The sequence below is a fragment of the Flavobacterium sp. AC274 genome (assembly GCF_979258275.1).
This window is the reverse complement of the sequence record NZ_OZ409852.1, coordinates 1930788-1950370: the sequence shown is the minus strand read 5'-3', so window position 1 is coordinate 1950370 and position 19583 is coordinate 1930788. Positions and strand designations below refer to the sequence as shown.

The 19583-nt window shown below is 32.2% G+C and carries 16 protein-coding genes and 3 tRNA genes; 11 read left to right on the top strand and 8 right to left on the bottom strand.

Going from position 1 to position 19583, the window contains the following annotated elements; all coding sequences use genetic code 11:
- Nucleotides 1–13 precede the first annotated feature (13 nt).
- Nucleotides 14–2350, top strand: coding sequence for a choice-of-anchor L domain-containing protein (locus ACZZZT_RS09180; protein ID WP_463460138.1), 2337 nt, complete (start codon nt 14–16; stop codon nt 2348–2350).
- Nucleotides 2351–2441: 91 nt separating this feature from the next.
- Here ACZZZT_RS09180 and typA read toward each other — a convergent pair whose 3' ends face one another.
- Nucleotides 2442–4238 (bottom strand): translational GTPase TypA, encoded by a 1797-nt coding sequence (typA, locus tag ACZZZT_RS09175; RefSeq protein WP_463460137.1) that lies wholly within the window; start codon nt 4236–4238, stop codon nt 2442–2444.
- Between the two features lie 167 nt (nt 4239–4405).
- Here typA and ACZZZT_RS09170 point away from each other — a divergent pair, with 167 nt between their 5' ends.
- Complete coding sequence (locus tag ACZZZT_RS09170; protein WP_463460136.1) at nt 4406–6118, top strand: PAS domain-containing sensor histidine kinase; 1713 nt, start codon at nt 4406–4408, stop codon at nt 6116–6118.
- A gap of 5 nt (nt 6119–6123) precedes the next feature.
- Nucleotides 6124–6534 (top strand): response regulator, encoded by a 411-nt coding sequence (locus tag ACZZZT_RS09165; protein WP_042564684.1) that lies wholly within the window; start codon nt 6124–6126, stop codon nt 6532–6534.
- 152 nt (nt 6535–6686) lie between these two features.
- Here the strand turns inward: ACZZZT_RS09165 and rpsT are convergent, their stop codons facing one another.
- From rpsT to proS, 5 genes are all read right to left on the bottom strand, one after another.
- Nucleotides 6687–6938, bottom strand: coding sequence for a 30S ribosomal protein S20 (gene rpsT, locus ACZZZT_RS09160; RefSeq protein ID WP_041517133.1), 252 nt, complete (start codon nt 6936–6938; stop codon nt 6687–6689).
- A 155-nt stretch (nt 6939–7093) separates the two neighbouring features.
- A tRNA-Glu gene (locus ACZZZT_RS09155) sits at nt 7094–7165 on the bottom strand.
- A gap of 42 nt (nt 7166–7207) precedes the next feature.
- A tRNA-Glu gene (locus ACZZZT_RS09150) sits at nt 7208–7279 on the bottom strand.
- Between the two features lie 46 nt (nt 7280–7325).
- Nucleotides 7326–7397 (bottom strand) — tRNA-Glu (locus tag ACZZZT_RS09145).
- A 77-nt stretch (nt 7398–7474) separates the two neighbouring features.
- Nucleotides 7475–8953, bottom strand: coding sequence for a proline--tRNA ligase (gene proS, locus ACZZZT_RS09140; protein ID WP_463460135.1), 1479 nt, complete (start codon nt 8951–8953; stop codon nt 7475–7477).
- Nucleotides 8954–9054: 101 nt separating this feature from the next.
- Here proS and ACZZZT_RS09135 point away from each other — a divergent pair, with 101 nt between their 5' ends.
- The 8 genes from ACZZZT_RS09135 to ACZZZT_RS09100 all read left to right on the top strand — a co-directional run bounded on the left by ACZZZT_RS09135 (nt 9055) and on the right by ACZZZT_RS09100 (nt 16535).
- Nucleotides 9055–10071 (top strand): hypothetical protein, encoded by a 1017-nt coding sequence (locus tag ACZZZT_RS09135; protein WP_463460134.1) that lies wholly within the window; start codon nt 9055–9057, stop codon nt 10069–10071.
- Between the two features lie 45 nt (nt 10072–10116).
- A complete protein-coding gene (locus ACZZZT_RS09130; protein WP_463460133.1) occupies nt 10117–11619 on the top strand; it encodes an OmpP1/FadL family transporter in 1503 nt (500 codons plus the stop codon).
- A gap of 433 nt (nt 11620–12052) precedes the next feature.
- Nucleotides 12053–12493 (top strand): hypothetical protein, encoded by a 441-nt coding sequence (locus ACZZZT_RS09125; RefSeq protein WP_463460132.1) that lies wholly within the window; start codon nt 12053–12055, stop codon nt 12491–12493.
- 181 nt (nt 12494–12674) lie between these two features.
- On the top strand, nt 12675–13064 hold the full coding sequence (locus ACZZZT_RS09120; protein WP_463460131.1) for a hypothetical protein: 390 nt from the start codon (nt 12675–12677) through the stop codon (nt 13062–13064).
- Complete coding sequence (locus ACZZZT_RS09115; protein ID WP_463460130.1) at nt 13061–13477, top strand: MauE/DoxX family redox-associated membrane protein; 417 nt, start codon at nt 13061–13063, stop codon at nt 13475–13477. Before ACZZZT_RS09120 ends, ACZZZT_RS09115 begins: the two co-directional genes overlap by 4 nt.
- 215 nt (nt 13478–13692) lie before the next feature.
- Nucleotides 13693–15006: a 30S ribosomal protein S12 methylthiotransferase RimO gene (gene rimO / locus ACZZZT_RS09110; protein ID WP_042564688.1), complete on the top strand. Its 1314-nt coding sequence runs from the start codon at nt 13693–13695 to the stop codon at nt 15004–15006.
- Between the two features lie 40 nt (nt 15007–15046).
- Nucleotides 15047–15595, top strand: coding sequence for a hypothetical protein (locus ACZZZT_RS09105; protein ID WP_463460129.1), 549 nt, complete (start codon nt 15047–15049; stop codon nt 15593–15595).
- Between the two features lie 34 nt (nt 15596–15629).
- The gene (locus ACZZZT_RS09100) at nt 15630–16535 is read left to right on the top strand and encodes an N-acetylmuramoyl-L-alanine amidase (protein WP_302097190.1); all 906 of its coding nucleotides are present in this window, start codon (nt 15630–15632) and stop codon (nt 16533–16535) included.
- A gap of 388 nt (nt 16536–16923) precedes the next feature.
- Here the strand turns inward: ACZZZT_RS09100 and ACZZZT_RS09095 are convergent, their stop codons facing one another.
- On the bottom strand, nt 16924–18018 hold the full coding sequence (locus tag ACZZZT_RS09095; protein ID WP_302097191.1) for an outer membrane beta-barrel protein: 1095 nt from the start codon (nt 18016–18018) through the stop codon (nt 16924–16926).
- Between the two features lie 590 nt (nt 18019–18608).
- Nucleotides 18609–19574, bottom strand: a complete 966-nt coding sequence (locus ACZZZT_RS09090) for a glycoside hydrolase family 5 protein (RefSeq protein WP_463460128.1) — start codon at nt 19572–19574, stop codon at nt 18609–18611.
- Nucleotides 19575–19583 lie beyond the last annotated feature (9 nt).

Here is a 19583-nt window from a genome sequence, read left to right as displayed (position 1 = left end):
TATATTTGTCACTATGAATTATTTTAAAATTGTTTTGTTCGTTTTATTTCTAAGTTGTCTATCTGTAAAGGTAAATGCACAATTTATAAGTATTGATGATCAAAAAACACCCCAGCAGCTTATTGAAAATATTTTAGTAAACAGTTCTTGTGTTTCTATTACAAATTCATCAGGAAAAGGAGATGATTTTAGTCCGGGTCAAAAAAGTTTTGCTTATTTTAATGCCGGTTCAACCCGTTTTCCTTTTCCTGAAGGTATAGTTTTAGCAACTTCTAAAAGTACAAACGCAATTGGCCCTTATAAAAGTGATTTAGGTGAGGGAAGTACAAAATGGCTAGGTGATTCAGACTTAGATCAAACATTAGGAATTAGCTCTATAAATGCTACGTCATTAGAATTTGATTTTGTACCATTAACAAACTTTTTAAGTTTCAATTATATTTTTGCATCAAATGAATATCAATCTTTTTATCCATGTGTGTATTCTGATGGCTTTGCATTTTTAATTAAAGAAGTCGGAACAAACGATCCTTATAAAAATCTGGCTATACTTCCTAATACAAATACACCGGTTTCGTCAACAAATGTTCATCCAAAAATTGAACCTAGCGTCGCCATTAACGGGGATAAATATGATGGCTGCCCAGCTAAAAACGAAATTTATTTTAATGGATTAAATAATGGTTCGAGCCCTGTAAATTATGCCGGACAAACTGTTGTTATGAATGCGCAGACTAATGTAATTGCAGGAAGAAAATATCACATAAAACTCGTTATTGCAGATGATAAGAACCAATATTATGATTCGGCTGTATTCTTAGAAGCAGGAAGTTTTATTTCAAAAATTGATTTTGGAGAAGATCGCACAATTGCAACCAATAATCCCGCTTGTTTTGGAGAAAAAATTCTTTTAGACAGCAAACTTTCTGCTACTGATCATACATTTAAATGGTATAAAAAAGATAATCCTGCTACAATTTTAGGCACAAATTCAACTTTTGAAGTTGCAGAAGCCGGGACCTACAAGGTTGAAGCTACCGTAATAGGAACAACATGTGTACTATCCGGAGAAATAAAAATTGATTATGCACCTGAAATCCTTTCGGCAAATACGACTTTAATACAATGTGATGATAATACAGATGGAATTTCAATTTTCAATTTAACGAAAGTAAATAATATCATAAAAAATAATGATTCTGAAATTTTAAACAGTGGATATTATGAATCATTGACTAATGCTGAAGCCAAAACAAATCCAATTCTAACGCCTGAAAAATATACCAATAAATCAGCCTCTCAAATTATTTTTGCAAGACTTGAAAACAAGTACGGCTGTTATAAAATAGCCGAAATAACATTACAAATTTCAAATACAACTATTGCAAGCCAAAATCCCGTAGCCACATGTGATGGAGATGAAATACAAGATGGTTTTTATCAATTTGATCTAAATGCAGAAGTTACTCCTCAAATTATTTCAGGATTACCGGCAGGATTAACAGTTCAATATTATTTAGACACAAATGCAGCAGTAACAGAAACAAATCCTTTAGCCAACATCTTTAAAAATACAACAGCTTTTACACAAACAATCTATGCGAGAATTATTAATGGACCCAATTGTTATGATATAACTCCGATTACACTTGTTGTAAATACTTTTGATCCGCCAAATTTTGAAGATGAATCTAAATATCTATGTAAAGGTGATGAAATCGATTTGACAGTTGCTACAGGCTTCTCAAGTTATTTGTGGAATACAGGAAGTACAACAAATACAATAACTGTAAATACTGCTGGAGATTATTCAGTTACTGTAAAAGACGCAAATGATTGTGAGAAAACTAAAAAGTTCAAAGTAATTCTATCAGAGCCTGCAACAATAACAGGAGCAGCAATAAAAGATTTTTCTGCCAATGAAAATTCAGTTTTACTTGAATATACAGGAGTTGGAAATTATGAGTTTTCATTAGACGGAATTGTTTTTCAAAAAGATCCGTTATTTACCTATGTTGCTCCGGGAATTTATAACGCTATTGCCAGAGATATAAATGGTTGCGGTTTATCAAACTCTTATCTTGTATATGTATTGGACTACCCTAGATTTTTTACTCCAAACGAAGATGGATATAATGATTTGTGGTTTATCAAAAACTTAGATCAACTACCTAATTACACGCTTTTTATTTTTGATCGTTATGGTAAATTACTAAAACAAATGAACCGAAATAGCAGTGGCTGGAATGGAATTTTTAACGGACAACTATTACCTTCAGATGACTATTGGTTTAATCTAACTTTTGTAGATGGTAAAATAGTTAAAGGTCATTTTAGTTTAAAAAGATAACAGTACAAAATTCCAAATTCCAATATCTTTAAAATAAAAAATCCCAAACTCCTTTATGGAATTTGGGATTTTTATATTGAAATTTAAAACCTTAGATTTTATATCTTTTTCTATCAGTTTCTGTTAAATAGATTTTTCTCAAACGAATAGATTTTGGTGTAACCTCTACATATTCATCTTTTTGAATGTACTCTAAAGCTTCTTCAAGAGAGAAAATAATTGGCGGGATGATTCTTGCTTTTTCATCATTTCCAGAAGAACGAACGTTAGATTGTTTTTTCTCTTTCGTTACGTTTACACACATATCATCAGCACGAGAGTTTTCTCCAATTACCTGACCTTCGTAAATTTCGGCATTTGGTTCAACAAAAAACTTACCACGATCTTGCAATTTATCGATAGAATAAGGAATAGCTTTTCCTTTTTCCATAGAAATCAACGAACCTTTGTTACGTCCTGCAATTTCTCCTTTGTAAGGCTCATATCCAATAAAACGGTGTGCCATAATAGCCTCACCAGCTGTTGCAGTAAGTAATTGATTACGCAATCCAATAATTCCACGTGATGGAATATTAAATTTTACAATCATACGCTCCCCCTTAGTTTCCATAGAAAGCATTTCTCCTTTACGCATTGTAACGAATTCAACTGCTCTACCTGAAAGGTTTTCTGGTAAATCGATTGTCAATTCTTCAATTGGCTCACATTTTTTACCATCAATTTCTTTGATGATAACCTGTGGCTGACCAATTTGCAGCTCATACCCTTCTCTTCTCATTGTTTCAATAAGAACAGATAAGTGAAGTACTCCACGACCAAAAACCATGAATTTATCAGCAGAATCAGTTTCACCTAACTTCATAGCTAAGTTTTTCTCTAATTCTTTTGTTAATCTTTCTCTAATATGACGAGAAGTTACAAATTTACCTTCTTTACCAAAGAAAGGTGAATCGTTAATTGTAAACAACATACTCATTGTTGGCTCATCAATTGCGATAGTTTGTAAAGCTTCAGGATTTTCAGCATCGGCGATAGTATCTCCAATTTCAAAACCTTCAACTCCAATAATAGCACAGATATCTCCAGCAATTACTTGTTGTACTTTTTTACGGCCTAAACCTTCAAAAGTATGTAATTCTTTAATACGTGATTTTATAACTTTACCATCTCTTTTTACCAAAGAAATTGGCATACCTTCATTTAAAATACCTCTTTCAAGACGACCAATAGCGATACGACCTGTAAATGCAGAGAAATCTAAAGATGTAATCAACATTTGAGGAGTTCCTTCAGATACTTTAGGAGCTGGTACATTTTTGATAACCATGTCTAATAAAGGCTCAATGTTGTCAGTTTGGTTTCTGAAATCATCAGACATCCAGTTGTTTTTAGCAGAACCGTAAACAGTTGGAAAATCTAATTGTTCTTCAGAAGCACCTAATTCAAACATTAAGTCAAAAACTTTTTCATGAACCTCTTCAGGAGTACAGTTTTCTTTATCAACTTTGTTGATAACTACGCATGGCTTAAGACCTAAGTCAATCGCTTTTTGTAGTACAAAACGAGTTTGTGGCATTGGACCCTCAAAAGCATCCACTAGCAAACATACACCATCGGCCATGTTCAATACACGTTCTACTTCACCTCCAAAATCCGCGTGGCCTGGAGTGTCAATAATATTGATTTTTGTTCCTTTATATTGAACTGATACGTTTTTAGAAGTAATAGTAATACCTCTCTCACGCTCTAAATCGTTATTATCAAGAATTAAATCACCTGTATTTTCGTTGTCACGAAATAATTGACAGTGATACATAATTTTATCAACCAAAGTGGTTTTACCGTGATCGACGTGGGCAATAATTGCAATGTTTCTAATAGATTCCATCTGTGATTTTTAATGGGTGCAAAGGTACACTTTATTTTGATATAAAAAACGTTTCTTTGATAGTTTGCGTATATCCAAGTAATTAGTTCAACTCTCAATGTTAATTTTAAGGTCAAAATGAAATCTAATTTTTGCTTAATTATGGTTAATTTAATTATATTTGAGTAATGAAAAGTAAAACTATCCAAATTACTCTAATCTATATTATGATTTCGTTATTTGTGACTATAATCTGTCATAAATTACTCACTAGTTTTATCTCCTCCAAAGAAAACTTTTATTTTTTTATTATAAAAGACATCATTTTCATCTTAATTACCGGTCTCGTTTTCAAATACATACTCTCTAAAAACGAAAGCAAAAATGTCTCAATTTTCAAAAAACTAAAGCAGACAAACGAAGAAATCAAAGAATCTAATGAAAAATATGATATTGTAGCAAAAGCCACAAGCGATACCATTTGGGATTGGAAAATACAAGAAGACAGCATTAACTGGAATAAAGGAATTGAAAGCGTTTTTGGGTACAAGCAAGAAGAGGTTGGAAAAACTTCAAAATGGTGGTTTGACAAAATTCATCCCGAAGACAGCATCAGAATGTCTATAAAACTATATTCATTTATAGAGCAAAAAACCGAAAAATGGCAGGATCAATATCGCTTTAGATGTGCAGACGGAACCTATAAATACGTTTTAGACCGGGGCTTTTTACTGAAAGACGAAAACGGAAGAGCCATTAGAATGATTGGAGCAATCCAGGATATTACCAAACAAAAAGAAGAAGAACAACGATTGAAGCTTCTCGAAACTGTAATTACACAATCTAAAGATTCAATTTTAATTACAGAAGCAAACTCTATAAACGGAAAAATACCTAAAATTGTTTATGTAAATCCTGCATTTTTGCAAATGTCAGGCTATCATTCAAATGAAATAATTGGAAAATCAACTAATATTTTCAACAAAGGCCCAAATTCAGATTCAGATGAATTAAAAAAACTTTTGCGGGCTATTAAAAATGAAGAAGAATGTTTAATAGAAACCATAAGCTACACAAAACATAAAGAAGAATATTGGGTGCGTTTTTCCATGATTCCGATTTTTAATAATGAAGGTGTTATTTCGCATTGGATTTCTATTCAACGAAATATTACAGATGAGAAAAAACTAGAAACAGAAAAAGAGCATCTTATTCGCGAATTAACACAAAACAATAAAGATTTAAAACAATTTTCGTACATCACATCACACAATCTGCGTGCGCCTTTGTCAAATTTAATTGGACTTTTAAATCTTACCGAAGATATTCCGATAGAAAACCCTGAATTAAAAGAAATTTTGACCGGATTTAGCAAATCAACTCACTTATTAAATGAGACTATTAATGATTTAGTAAAGGTTATTATCATTAAAGACAATCCTTCAATGCAAAAAGAAGAAGTCTCTCTAAAAGAAGTGTTCGAAAACGTATTTAGCCAACTATCATTTCAAATCGAATTACATAAGCCAATAATCAAACTTAAGTTTGACAGGGTACCATTATTAAACACAAACAAAGCTTATATTGAAAGCATTTTACTTAATTTACTCACCAATTCTATAAAATACAAATCAGAAAACAGGAAACTAAAAATATCTATAACTGCAGAACAAATAGATCATCAAGTCATTCTAACCTTTAAGGATAATGGAATTGGTATTGATCTTGAAAGAAATCGTGATAAAGTTTTTGGATTATACCAAAGATTTCACAACTATCCCGACAGTAAAGGATTGGGATTATATCTTGTAAAATCGCAAGTAGAAACAATGGGAGGCACTATTAGTATAGAAAGTGAAGTTAACATAGGAACTACTTTTACAATAACATTTAAAAATTAATTATTATGCTTGAGCAAATTTTATGTATTGATGACGACCCTATCACACTAATGCTATGCAAAAAAGTGATTGCGAAATCTTCTTTTTCTAAAGAAATCATTACTGCTCCAAATGGCGAAGAAGCATTACATCATTTCAACACATTAAAATACAATAACAAAAACAAGGTAAGCAAAAAACCGGAATTAATTTTTTTAGACTTAAATATGCCGGTGATGGGTGGCTGGGAATTTTTAGACCACTTTACCTCTAAGGCTTATTCTGAATTTAATACTGCAAAAGTTATTGTCTTGTCTTCTACAATTGATCCTCACGATCTTGCCAAAGCCAAAAAATACCCTATAATAATAGATTTTCTTTCAAAACCAATTACAAAGCCGATGTTAGAATATTTAAAAAAGAAAATGGAGCTTTAAAAACGTATAATCAAAAATCAAAAAAATCAAATACTTCTACAGAAATATTGGAACTTGAATTTTTTTATTGAAAATTTATAAAATTCAAGTTCATTCAAACAAAAAAATCCTCTAAAAGAGGATTTTTTATATTTTTAGGAAATTGCAATTAATTACAATTTAGCAACATGTTTAGTTAATTTAGACTTCAAGTTAGAAGCTTTATTATCATGAATGATGTTCTTTTTAGCTAATTTATCAATCATAGAGATTACAGTTGATAATTTTGAAGCAGCATCAGATTTATCAGTAGCTAATCTTAATGCTTTAATAGCATTACGAGTAGTTTTATGTTGATATCTGTTAAGAACTCTTCTTTTTTCGTTACTTCTGATTCTTTTTAATGCTGACTTATGATTTGCCATTTTGTTTTAATTTTAGATGTAATAATTATTATAGATACTAGTTAAAAAAGAAAAACCTCCCACAATTGCAAAACAATCACTTTGGTTTTAACTAATAAAACAAAAACCGAGACACCAATTTTTATTTTACAAAACTTATTCACAACTAATTTTAGTAGTCTGTAAGGGAATCGAACCCCTGTTACCAGGACGAAAGCCTGGAGTCCTAACCCCTAGACGAACAGACCATATCCTTCTAAGTTTTTCTATATTTAAATAGAGGTATTTTGTAGCCCGTAGCGGAATCGAACCGCTCTTACATGGATGAAAACCATGCGTCCTAACCGATAGACGAACGGGCCATTTTAATTCTCAGTATTTTAAGAACAATTTACAGTAAAAAAGTAGTAGCCCGTAGCGGAATCGAACCGCTCTTACATGGATGAAAACCATGCGTCCTAACCGATAGACGAACGGGCCTGCTTCTCTAATGCGGATGCAAAAATACAACTATTTTTAAGATGTACAATACCTGATGCAAAAAAAATTAAAAATTTTTAATATGCCTTAGCAAACAGCACTCTTCTAGTAGAAGGATTACCAGTAAACACACAGGTTCCGGCCTCCTCGATACTATCCAAAGGTATACAACGAATCGTTGCTTTTGTCAGGTCTTTTATTTTTTCTTCAGTAGCTGCCGTACCATCCCAATGAGCCGATACAAAACCACCTTTTCCATCTAAAATCTCTTTAAACTCCTCAAAACTATTTACTTCTGTAATATGTGTATTACGATAGTCTAATGCTTTATTAAACAGATCTGTTTGAATCTGCTCTAAAAGGTCATTTATATAAGTAACGATTCCTTCTGCAGGAACTACTTCTTTTGTCAAGGTATCACGTCTTGCCACTTCAAAAGTTCCGTTTTCTAAATCTTTTGGACCAACAGCAATTCTAACAGGAACTCCTTTTAATTCCCATTCAGCAAACTTAAATCCTGGTTTTTGAGTTGTTCTGTCATCATATTTAACTGAAATCTTTAACTTTTTCAACTTAGCAGTCAAATCATTAACTGCAGCGGTAATTTCTGCTAATTGTTCATCTGTTTTATAGATTGGCACAATAACAACTTGTATAGGTGCCAAATTTGGAGGCAACACTAATCCCTGATCATCAGAATGCGTCATAACCAACGCTCCCATTAATCGGGTAGAAACTCCCCAGGAAGTTCCCCACACATGTTCTTGTTTTCCTTCTGCATTAGCAAACTTTACATCAAATGCTTTTGCAAAGTTTTGACCTAAAAAGTGAGAGGTTCCCGCTTGCAATGCTTTTCCATCCTGCATTAATGCTTCAATACAATAGGTTTCATCAGCACCTGCAAAACGTTCTGTTTCGGTTTTAATACCTTTTACAACCGGAATCGCCATAAAATTCTCTGCAAAATCAGCATAAACATTCATCATTTTTTCAGATTCTTCTACCGCTTCTACTTTTGTGGCATGCGCTGTATGTCCTTCCTGCCATAAAAATTCAGCCGTTCTTAAAAACAAACGTGTACGCATTTCCCAACGCACTACATTTGCCCATTGATTAATCAATAAAGGTAAATCTCTGTAGGATTGAACCCATCCTTTATAAGTAGACCAAATAATTGCCTCACTCGTTGGACGAACAATAAGTTCTTCCTCCAGCTTGGCATTTGGATCAACCATTAATTTTCCGGGTTTGTCCGGATCATTTTTTAATCTATAATGTGTTACAATGGCGCATTCTTTTGCAAATCCCTCTGCATTTTTTTCTTCAGCCTCAAACATGCTTTTAGGCACAAATAAAGGGAAGTACGCGTTTTGATGTCCTGTTTCTTTAAACATCCTGTCCAGCTCAGCCTGCATTTTTTCCCAAATCGCATATCCGTATGGTTTAATAACCATACATCCTCTAACGCCTGAATTTTCGGCTAAATCTGCTTTTACAACCAGTTCGTTATACCATTTCGAATAATCTTCTGATCTTGTAGTGAGGTTCTTACTCATATTGAATAGTTTGGCACAAATTTTGTTTTAATAATTTTAACTAAATAGTTTGACAAAACTAACTATTTTTGTAATGTGCAACAATAAAAAACACCACAGATATGAAAACTTCTATTTCTCTTCGCCAAAACTCAGCTCATTTCTATTTAATTGGATTATTGAGTTTTCTAGCAGCATCGTGTGGTTCTTACCAAAATACTTCATATAATGACAATGACGGAGTATATGGTGGTTCATCAAGAACGTATGCTCAAACAAATACCACAGGTACCAACAATCAATATAAAGAATACTTTAAATCATTGCAAGACGACGATCAGCCGACCGAAATTTTTACCGATGTAGATTCTTATGGCAATTATGCCGAAAATGACAGCACACAAACTGCTGTAACTACGAATGCATATCCTGCATGGGGAAGCGGTAATACTGAAGTTGCCGTTAACTATTATTCTGACCCAACCTGGTCAATAGGTTTTGGCTTTGGATTAGGATACCCTTATTATGGATGGGGTTATGGTGGTGGCTACTGGGGATACCCTGGATACACCTGGGGTTATCCAGGATATTGGGGACCTGGATGGGGATATCCTGGATACTGGGGAGGTGGTTACGGATACCGTTATAACAACTACGCCTATAATTATGGAAGAAGAGGATCTGCTGCTTACTATGGAGGAAGAAATTATGCTTATAACAGAAATTACACTTCAAGAGGATATTCTAACAGAAGCTACACAGACAGAAGTTATTCCAATAGAGGCTATTCAAACAGAAGCTATACTACTAACAGAAATAGTTACAACACAAACAGACAAAGCAGCTATTCTGATTACAGAAGAGGTTCTTCTGTAAATAGTAGAACAACAAGCCCTACTTTTACAAACAGAAACAACTCTTCCAGAAATAGTAGTTACGATTACTCAAACAGAGGATCAGGCAACTCAACTAGCAGAAGCTATAACAACAGCAGCAATAACTCATCAAGAAGTTATTCAACACCAAGCAGCAGTTCTTCACGTTCTTACAACAGTGGCGGCGGCGGAAGCATGAGATCATCAGGCGGCGGTGGCGGCGGTGGAAGATCTTACGGCGGTGGCGGTGGAGGAAGAAGATAATTCCTCTACTGTTTCAATCTTTAAATCATTTTAACACCTAATCAAATGAAAAAAATATTATTCCTAATTCTATCAGGACTAACTTTTAGCGTCTCACATTCTCAAGAAGTTTCAGATGCCGTACGCTATGCTCAGGACAATTTGACCGGAACTGCCAGATTTAGAGCCATGAGTGGTGCTTTTGGAGCTGTTGGCGGAGATTTATCTTCTCTTTCCGTAAACCCTGCAGGATCTGCTGTGTTTTCAAATAATCAGATGGCGGTAACTTTCAGCAATCAGAACAATAAAAATAATTCTAATTACTTTGGAACTCAAACAAGCGACAAGGATAATTCTTTTATCCTGAATCAGGCCGGAGGTGTATTTGTTTTTCATGACAGGAATCCAAAAAACGGATGGAATAAAATTGCTATTGGGGCTTCTTACGAAAACACTAACAACTTCAATAACAATATTTTTTCAGCAGGAACTAATCCAACAAATTCTGTTGATCAATATTTTTTAACTTACGCTAATGGAATTTCTTTGGGAGACATTAGAAACATTCCATATATAGATCAATTCTATGATGAGCAACAAGCTCATTTTGGGTATGAAGGATATGTTATAAACCCTTTAGCCAACAATGACAACAATACACAATATACTTCAAATGTCCCTGCCGGCGGTAATTACTATCACGAGAATGAAGTTTATACAAGAGGATATAACAGTAAATTAAGTTTCAACATTGCAACTTCTTATAAAGACAGAATTTTTCTTGGAGCAAACTTAAATGTACATATCACAGATTATACGAGATCAAGCAGCTTTTATGAAGATAACAATAATCCGTTACAGTCAACTGCAACTATATCTAATTTAAGATTCAACAATAACTTATATACTTACGGAAACGGATTCTCTTTTCAACTAGGTGCTATCGCCAAAGTTACAGAAGCATTTAGACTTGGTTTAGCCTACGAATCTAATACCTGGTATGAACTTTATGACGAAACTTACCAAAGCCTACACACAACAAGACAAGCTAACGGAGGACCTGAACTTTATGAAGATGTAGATCCTAATGTTGTAAATGTTTATGAATCTTACACCTTACAAACTCCGGGAAAATTCACTTTTAGCGGTGCGTATGTATTTGGAAAATCAGGATTAATTAGTATTGATTATTCTATTAAAGATTACGGAAACACAAAATTCAAACCAACAAATGATGCCGGTTTTAGAGGCGTAAATAACGACATAAGCAACCAATTGACCAATAATGGTGAATTGAGAATTGGTGCAGAATATAAAATAAAGAGATTAAGCTTAAGAGGCGGATATCGATTTGAAGAAAGCCCATATAAAAACGGAACTACTATTGGAGATTTAAACAGCTATTCTGGCGGTTTAGGATATAGTTTTGGTGGCACAAAATTAGATTTAGCATATTCTTATGCTGAAAGAAAAACAAATCAGGGATTTTTTGCCACAGGATTTACTGATGGCGCCAATATTAAATCGAAACTAAATAATGTCTCTTTGACTTTATTATTTGAATTGTAATTAATAACAAATAGATGATTTTAAACCACTTAACTATTTAAGTGGTTTTTTTATTTATATTATATAATAATTAACGTATATTTTCTTATATTTTTTTATATTTTCGTAATATACTTACTACAAAGTATGAGGCTGGAATTAACTAAAAAAAATCCTTACAGCCTTTTAAGCACATCAATGTGTAGAGGATAAATAAAGCTATGAGAAAAATAATTTTATTTTCAATCTTTGCAATTACTGCAGTAACATTTGCAAGTTTTGCTCAATCAACAACGTCAGATCGCACTCTAACAACACAACGCGATCAAGATGATTGCGCAGAAGGATGTGGTGGCGGAACAAGAGTTTGTTGCTCAAGCACATCTCTAAACTTTGGTTAAAATTCCTAAAGGCTGTTAAAAAAACAGCCTTTTTTATTAATTAAACAAAAAACATGAAATCGAAATTTTTTAAAATCATAATAATATTAGGAATTTCTATCCTGACTATCTTTTTATTTTATATATTAAATAGGGATGAAAATCAATTAACTTTTAACAAAGATAGAATATACAAACAATCTATTGTTTTAAGTAAATCTATCATTTTAGATAAAAAATTAAGTTTAATGAAATATAAAAATGATCAACTATATTTTGTTAGCTGGACTAATAATAACCAAGGGAAGCTTTTTTCATTAAATTTAAAAAATTATAAATTTGAAAAAGAAATTGACTTAAATCCAAAATTAGAAACTATAATTATTAATAACTACTATCTTGAAGGCAACAATATATCATATATAGATAAAGCAGGAAAATCTATTATAAATTTCAATCTAGAATCCAAAACAAGCAATAAAACAGTTTATAAAAAAATTTTCGAGAATTTCTAAAAGAGATTCGAACTTATTGGTTTCCGGATGGAATGACAATTATGAAATCTTTTTTGAAAAATTTAATCTAAAAACAAAAAGTATATCTACAATAAACATACAAGATGATTACTTTACTAAATACAAGAACACTGGGATTTCACTAGATGGTGTGTACTATGAAAACGATAAATACACTATAATGCTACCTTATTCAACTAACAGGATCTATGTTTTTGATAATGAGTTCAATTATAAAAAGAAATTAGATCTTATTTATAATCCAACTGATTTTAACTTTAGGTATACTAATAAAAAAGCAGATCTAATGGTGGACCCAAACAACTTAAATCCAAATTTATATGGTTATTTAGACGAAAATGATATGTTTTATATTTTAACAGATCAATCAACTAAATGGAATAAAACAAATCAATGTTTTATCGATATTTACGACATAAACAATAACAATTATATAAGCAGTATCAAAATTGTTGATTACAATAATTCAGCACCAAGATCTATCCTAATACATAACAATAAGTTATATGTGCTTTTTGAAGAAAATTTAAATATATATAATATAAAATGAAAAAGATAATATTACAATCTCTAAGGCTAATTCTAATATTTTTATTTTCATACACAACGTATCACAAACTAATTGATTTAGATCTTTTTAGAAAAACCTTAATGAAGTCAACTTTGATAGAGGAATATCAAATCAACTTTTTATTATATTTTGTACCAATAGTAGAAATCATAACTATTTTACTTCTTATTTCAGAGAAATATATTATAGGTTTTTATGGGTCTTTATTATTAATGCTAACTTTCACAATATATTTGGTTGTCTTAAACAACTTTTCATTTTACAAAGGATGCTCTTGCGGAGGAGTTTTTAACGAGATGTCATATTTTGAACATATTGCAGTAAACATTACATTTATTATATTCAGTTTAATTTGCATATTTCTATGTTCAGAAAAAACTTTAAATAAGTAATTCCTTATATTTATAAATTTTCCGTCAGGTTCTTACTTGACGGTTTTTTTTAGCTGTGTTGGAAGTGACATCCTTTTATGTTGGTGTTCGCCACAAAGGATATAACGGATCCCGAAGTTTTCGGGAGATTAGCTTCATAAAAAACATGTAAAACAAACCGAAACAAGTGGTGTTTGAATAAAAAAGTGTAATTTTGCACTCCAATTTATAAAAGTATGAGAACCAAGTCTTTAAAAAAGAACAAAATTAACGTAATCACTCTTGGGTGTTCGAAGAATGTATATGATAGCGAAGTGCTTATGGGACAGCTTCGTGCGAATGGAAAAGAAGTACAACACGAGGCACCAGCTGCAGAAGAAGGAAATATCATTGTAATTAACACTTGTGGATTTATTGATAATGCAAAAGCTGAATCAGTAAATATGATTTTGGAATACGCTGATAAAAAAGACAAAGGCTTAGTTGATAAAGTTTTCGTAACCGGATGTTTATCTGAACGTTACAGACCCGATTTAGAAAAAGAAATTCCGAATGTAGATCAATATTTTGGTACAACAGAATTACCTCAACTATTGAAAGCTTTAGGAGCTGACTATAAACATGAATTATTAGGAGAACGTTTAACTACAACTCCAAAAAATTACGCTTATTTGAAAATTGCCGAAGGCTGTGACAGACCGTGCAGTTTTTGTGCAATTCCTTTAATGAGAGGTACTCACGTTTCTCAACCAATTGAAAAATTAGTAAAAGAAGCTCAAGGCTTAGCTAAAAATGGCGTTAAAGAATTAATTTTAATAGCGCAGGACTTAACTTATTACGGTCTTGATATTTATAAAAAAAGAAATCTTGCTGAGCTTTTAGAAGAATTAGCAAAAGTGGAAGGTATTGAGTGGATTCGTTTGCACTACGCCTACCCTACCGGCTTTCCGATGGACGTTTTGGAATTAATGAAACGCGAACCAAAAATTTGTAATTATATTGATATTCCATTACAGCATATTTCTGATTCTATTTTAAAATCGATGCGTCGTGGTACAACTCAGGCAAAAACAACTCAATTATTGAAAGATTTTCGTGCTGCAGTTCCGGGAATGGCAATTAGAACTACTTTGATTGTTGGATATCCTGGAGAAACTCAGGAAGATTTTGAAATTTTGAAAGATTTTGTTCAGGAAATGAAATTTGACAGAATGGGTTGTTTCGCTTATTCTCACGAAGAAAATACTCATGCTTATTTACTTGAAGATGATGTTCCTGCCGATGTGAAACAAGCCAGAGCCAATGAAATTATGGAATTACAATCACAAATTTCATGGGATTTGAATCAGGAAAAAGTTGGACAGGTATTTAAATGTATTATTGACAGAAAAGAAGGTGCCCATTTTGTGGGAAGAACAGAGTTTGATAGCCCGGACGTTGATAATGAAGTTTTAATAGATGCATCAAAACATTACGTAAAAACAGGTGAATTTGTTAATATAAGGATAATTGAAGCTACAGAATTTGATTTATACGGAGAACCTGCTTAAATTTACAGTATTCATTCGCTAATTTTAGAAAAAACCATTTATGAAATCTATCCAATCTTTATTTCTTTTAGTTTTCACCTTATTATGTATTAATTCTGTTTCTGCTCAATACGGAAACGGGGGATACAATAATGGTTATGGTAGTGGTGGTGGTTACGGCAGAGGTGGCGGAATGGGAATGGACAGAAGTATGATGCAAGGACCTCAGGGAAACACAAGCAAACCTAAAGAAGTTCCTCCTGAAGAAACAGCTGCCAAAATTGTTGAACAAATGAAACCCGAAGTAAATCTTGATGAGCTACAGGCTATTGCAATTACAAATGTATTTGCTGACAGTATGAGAGAACAAGGAATTCTTTTGAAAAACGAAAGCAGTAGCCAAGATGAGAAAATGGAGCAAATGAAGGCTTTAAGAGAAAGTACTACTAAAAAAGTAACTGCTTTTCTAAATCCTGATCAGATTGAAAAATATACATACTTCATGGAAAATTTCAAAGAGGTAAAAAAATCAAAGTCGAAAAAGAAAAAAGATTCTAAAGAAATCAAAGACGACAAAAAAGAAACAGAGGCAATAAAAACAGAAGAATAATTGTTTTAACTATATCTTTAAAAATAATAAAACCATGGCAAAAAAACATTTTTGTTATCTGATTTTAGCAATTATTATTACTTCTTGCTCTACAAATCCTTATAAAACTACTGAAAAAGCCTACGACCAACAGCTTAAAACTTTAGAAAATCAAATTACAAGTAAAGAAGCTCAGCCAATACCTGCTGTTAGCCCTGTAGTTATTGACACTACTTACGCACAGCAATTAGGCATTATAAAAGACACCTTATCAAAAACAGGATCAACTGCTTTATTGAATGGTATAAACACAGAATGGATTGGTACTGTAAATTTTAATTTAAGGAAACCAAGTTTTATTATTATTCATCACACCGCTCAAGATTCTGTACAGCAAACTATAAACACTTTTACAAAAACTAAAACACAGGTTAGCGCACATTATATTATTTCTGAAAATGGAAAAGTAGTGCAAATGCTAAATGACTATTTAAGAGCATGGCATGCCGGAGCATCAACCTGGGGGAAAAATACAGATTTAAACTCCAGTTCTATTGGTATTGAGCTTGACAATAATGGTTTTAAACCTTTTACTGAAGCACAAATAAGCAGTTTAGTTGCGCTTTTGACAAAACTGAAAAAAGATTACAATATACCAACTCAAAATATTTTAGGTCATGCTGATATTGCTCCCGGAAGAAAACAAGATCCTAGTGCGTTGTTTCCATGGAAAACCTTAGCAGAAAAAGGCTTTGGAATCTGGCCAGACGAAATTTTGGAAGAAGCTCCTTTTGATTTTAAAATTGAACCTGCTTTACGCATTATTGGTTATAATACTAAGAATCTTACTGCAGCAATTCAGGCTTTTAAATTACATTATATTCAAACGGATGCAACAGCTGTTTTAGACCGAAAAACGATTGACACGATTTATTCGATTTATAAAAAACAGCTTCAATAATACATCATCATTATAAAATATAAAAAAGGCATTTCTAAATTTAGAAACGCCTTTTTTTGTTTGCTAGAAGTTCGCCACGAATTACACTAATTTTCACGAATTTATAATGCGGAAATTTTGTCACACATTAAATACTATCCGCTTAGTTTAAATTAGAAAAAAAATAAGGAAATTGCTTCTCTAGTGTGCTATCTCCAGTCTTGGTAAAAAAACTCAACACAAAGAAGACAATCTTTTCAATCATTTAATCTGTTGAAAAAATTCAACACAAAAATCAGCATCTTTCTAATCCTTTAATTTGCAGAAAAAAACAAGCATAAATAAAAAAGCTGCCAAAACATAGTATGTTTCGACAGCTCCAAAAAAAAAAAAATATCAATCTTTATCTCTAGAAAGAGTATGTTGTAGCAATTAGAGCATAGAATGAGCCTCCTGTTGGCAAAGCATCTTTATCTAAAAAGATATCTTCTGATGAAGCATCGTATCTTAACTCAGGAATTATTGTTAGTTTTCCAACTTTATAATTCAATGAAACCGTGTTTGCAAAAACGCTAGTTCCTGCTAATGTTCCTAAACTTGGGGCAGCATCTTTAGCATCAAAATATTCTATTCTGTATGCTAAAAGCAAAGATGGTTTAAATGAATAATTAGCATATCCTACTAATGAAAACCATTCTCCATCTAAAGTACTGTCAAAATCATTTTTAGTTTTGGCATACGTTGCATTAAAACCAAGACCGAAACTATCACTTATTGTTTTTGAAGCGGTTAAATCAAACTGAGTTTTATTTTCATCAGATGGCACAACTAAACTTCCCGGCGTAGGGTTAGTACTGCCTGTTGTAAAATTCAGATAAGCACTTCCTGTTTCTCCTATATAACCCAATTGTCCTATATATGTTTTTTGACTTGAACCGGCATCCATTGCTGATTTAAAATCAGTTGGATTTGTTATTCCAAGCATTGCCGTAAATTTTCCTGCGGTATATTGTGCTTTCACCCCAGTATTAAAGAATGGCCCATATGAAAATGCATAAGACATGCTATAGTTTTTATTATCTACTGCATCTAATACTTCATAACCTATATGTGTACCAAAACTACCGGCTACTACTTTAAATTCTTCTGTAATCTGATATGTAAAATATAATTGTTTAATTAAAAATTTTGCGTTAATATCTTTATCTGTTGTTTCATTATATGAAAACTCTCCTGCTCTTTTTCCGAAACCTAAATCGACGAAAACAGAAGCTTTACCAAATGTGTGTGATGCTTCAACAGAAGCCATTCCTAATTCGAATGAATCTTGTGAGTTGGTAAAGCTCGTTAATCCATTCATTTGTTTTGAAAAATCATACTTATAATATGCATCTGCAGATCCTCCCCAGGTCGTTGCAGGTGATGTAGCTGTTTCAGTTTCGTCTTGTGCAAAAGCAAAAGAACTGGTTAACATCGCGGCTAAAATGTGAAAAGCTTTTTTCATTTTTAAATTGGTTTTAGTTAATAATTGATTCTGGTTAGTTAAATCTTTATATATGTATGTAATACTATAAGCCACTTCTAAAACCTCTTTTTCCCCTTTAAAACCTCTTCATTTTCATTAGCGAATTTATTAACTTTTGTATGAGTAAAAGAATTGATATCTGTTTTTTTGACGTTTTAGATAAAGAATTATGGATTACAAAAATTATTTTAACAATAATCGTGATTTGACATTTATAAAGATTTATTTTTGAAAATTCAATAACGGTTTTTAGTAAAAATCCATTAAAAAAACATGGTCAACAACAAAATTGAAGCCATAAACAACCAAAAAACATCTACAAAAAGAAACAAAAACTATTACACCCCATAAAAAATAGGGGTGTTTGATTTTTAATTAAAATAAAAGAAAAATAATACTCCCTGAAACCGAAGCTTTATCGGTTATTTTTTTTAATTCAAAATTCTTACAAAATAAATTCAGCCTTAAACTCCAAAAAATGCTTTATGAATGTTATTTATAAACAAAAGACAAACAAAAAAGCCTGCTCAAAAATGAACAGGCTTTAATTATAAAATAATATACAGAAACTATTCTTGCGAATTGTACCTTCTTAAAAACTCGCGAACTTTAATTCCGGATTCTTTTAAATCTTCTTTTTTCCATTTTCCTTCAGACTTCGCTGATTTATTCAGGATAGAACAAGTTTCATCTTTATCAGATACAGACCATGTTATCCAGCTTAGTTTACGTTCTTCCATCCAATCAATATATTCCTGCCATGCCTGATAATTTAACGGTCCATCGCCGGTCGCCTCCATTCCTGCAGATTCTGAAACGAAAATTGGCAATCCACTTTTTATAGCTTCATCCGTTTTTTCCCGTAATTCTTTTCCGTGCGTAGCTGCATAAAAATGCATAGTGTACATTAAATTATTGTATCCTTTTATAGGATCTGCTGCCGGAAGATTAACATCCTGATCCCAATGCGGCGAGCCAATCAAAATTATATTATTAGGGTCATTTTCTCTTATTACCTTAATTACCTCTTCTGCGTAAGCCTTAATTTCCGGCCAGGTTTCATGATCGGGCTCATTAAAAATCTCATAAATTACATTAGGGTATTTTGCATATTTTTTAGACATTTGTGCAAAGAATTCTTTGGCTTCTTTTAAATTAACATTATGACTATGCCAGTCAATAATTACATATATATCTGATTTTATTGCTCCCTTAATAACCGCTTCAATTTTTTCTTTTGAAAATTGTGGCTCTTTCATATAAGACATTTGCCCTAATTCTATACCCATTGCGGCACGAACAACATTGCAGTTAAAATCTTTTTTAAGCCACGCGACTGCTTTTTCATTATAAAATCTTGGCCACATGCTATGCCAGCCAAAACTCATTCCTCGAAGTACAATCGGATTATTATTTTTATCGACCAACTGTGTTCCGGAAACACTAAGCTGACCATGCTTTTTTACAAATTGTGCATTTGAAAAACAAAAAATCAACAAGAAAATAAAAGTAAAAAATTTAGTTTTTGATTTCATTATAATTGA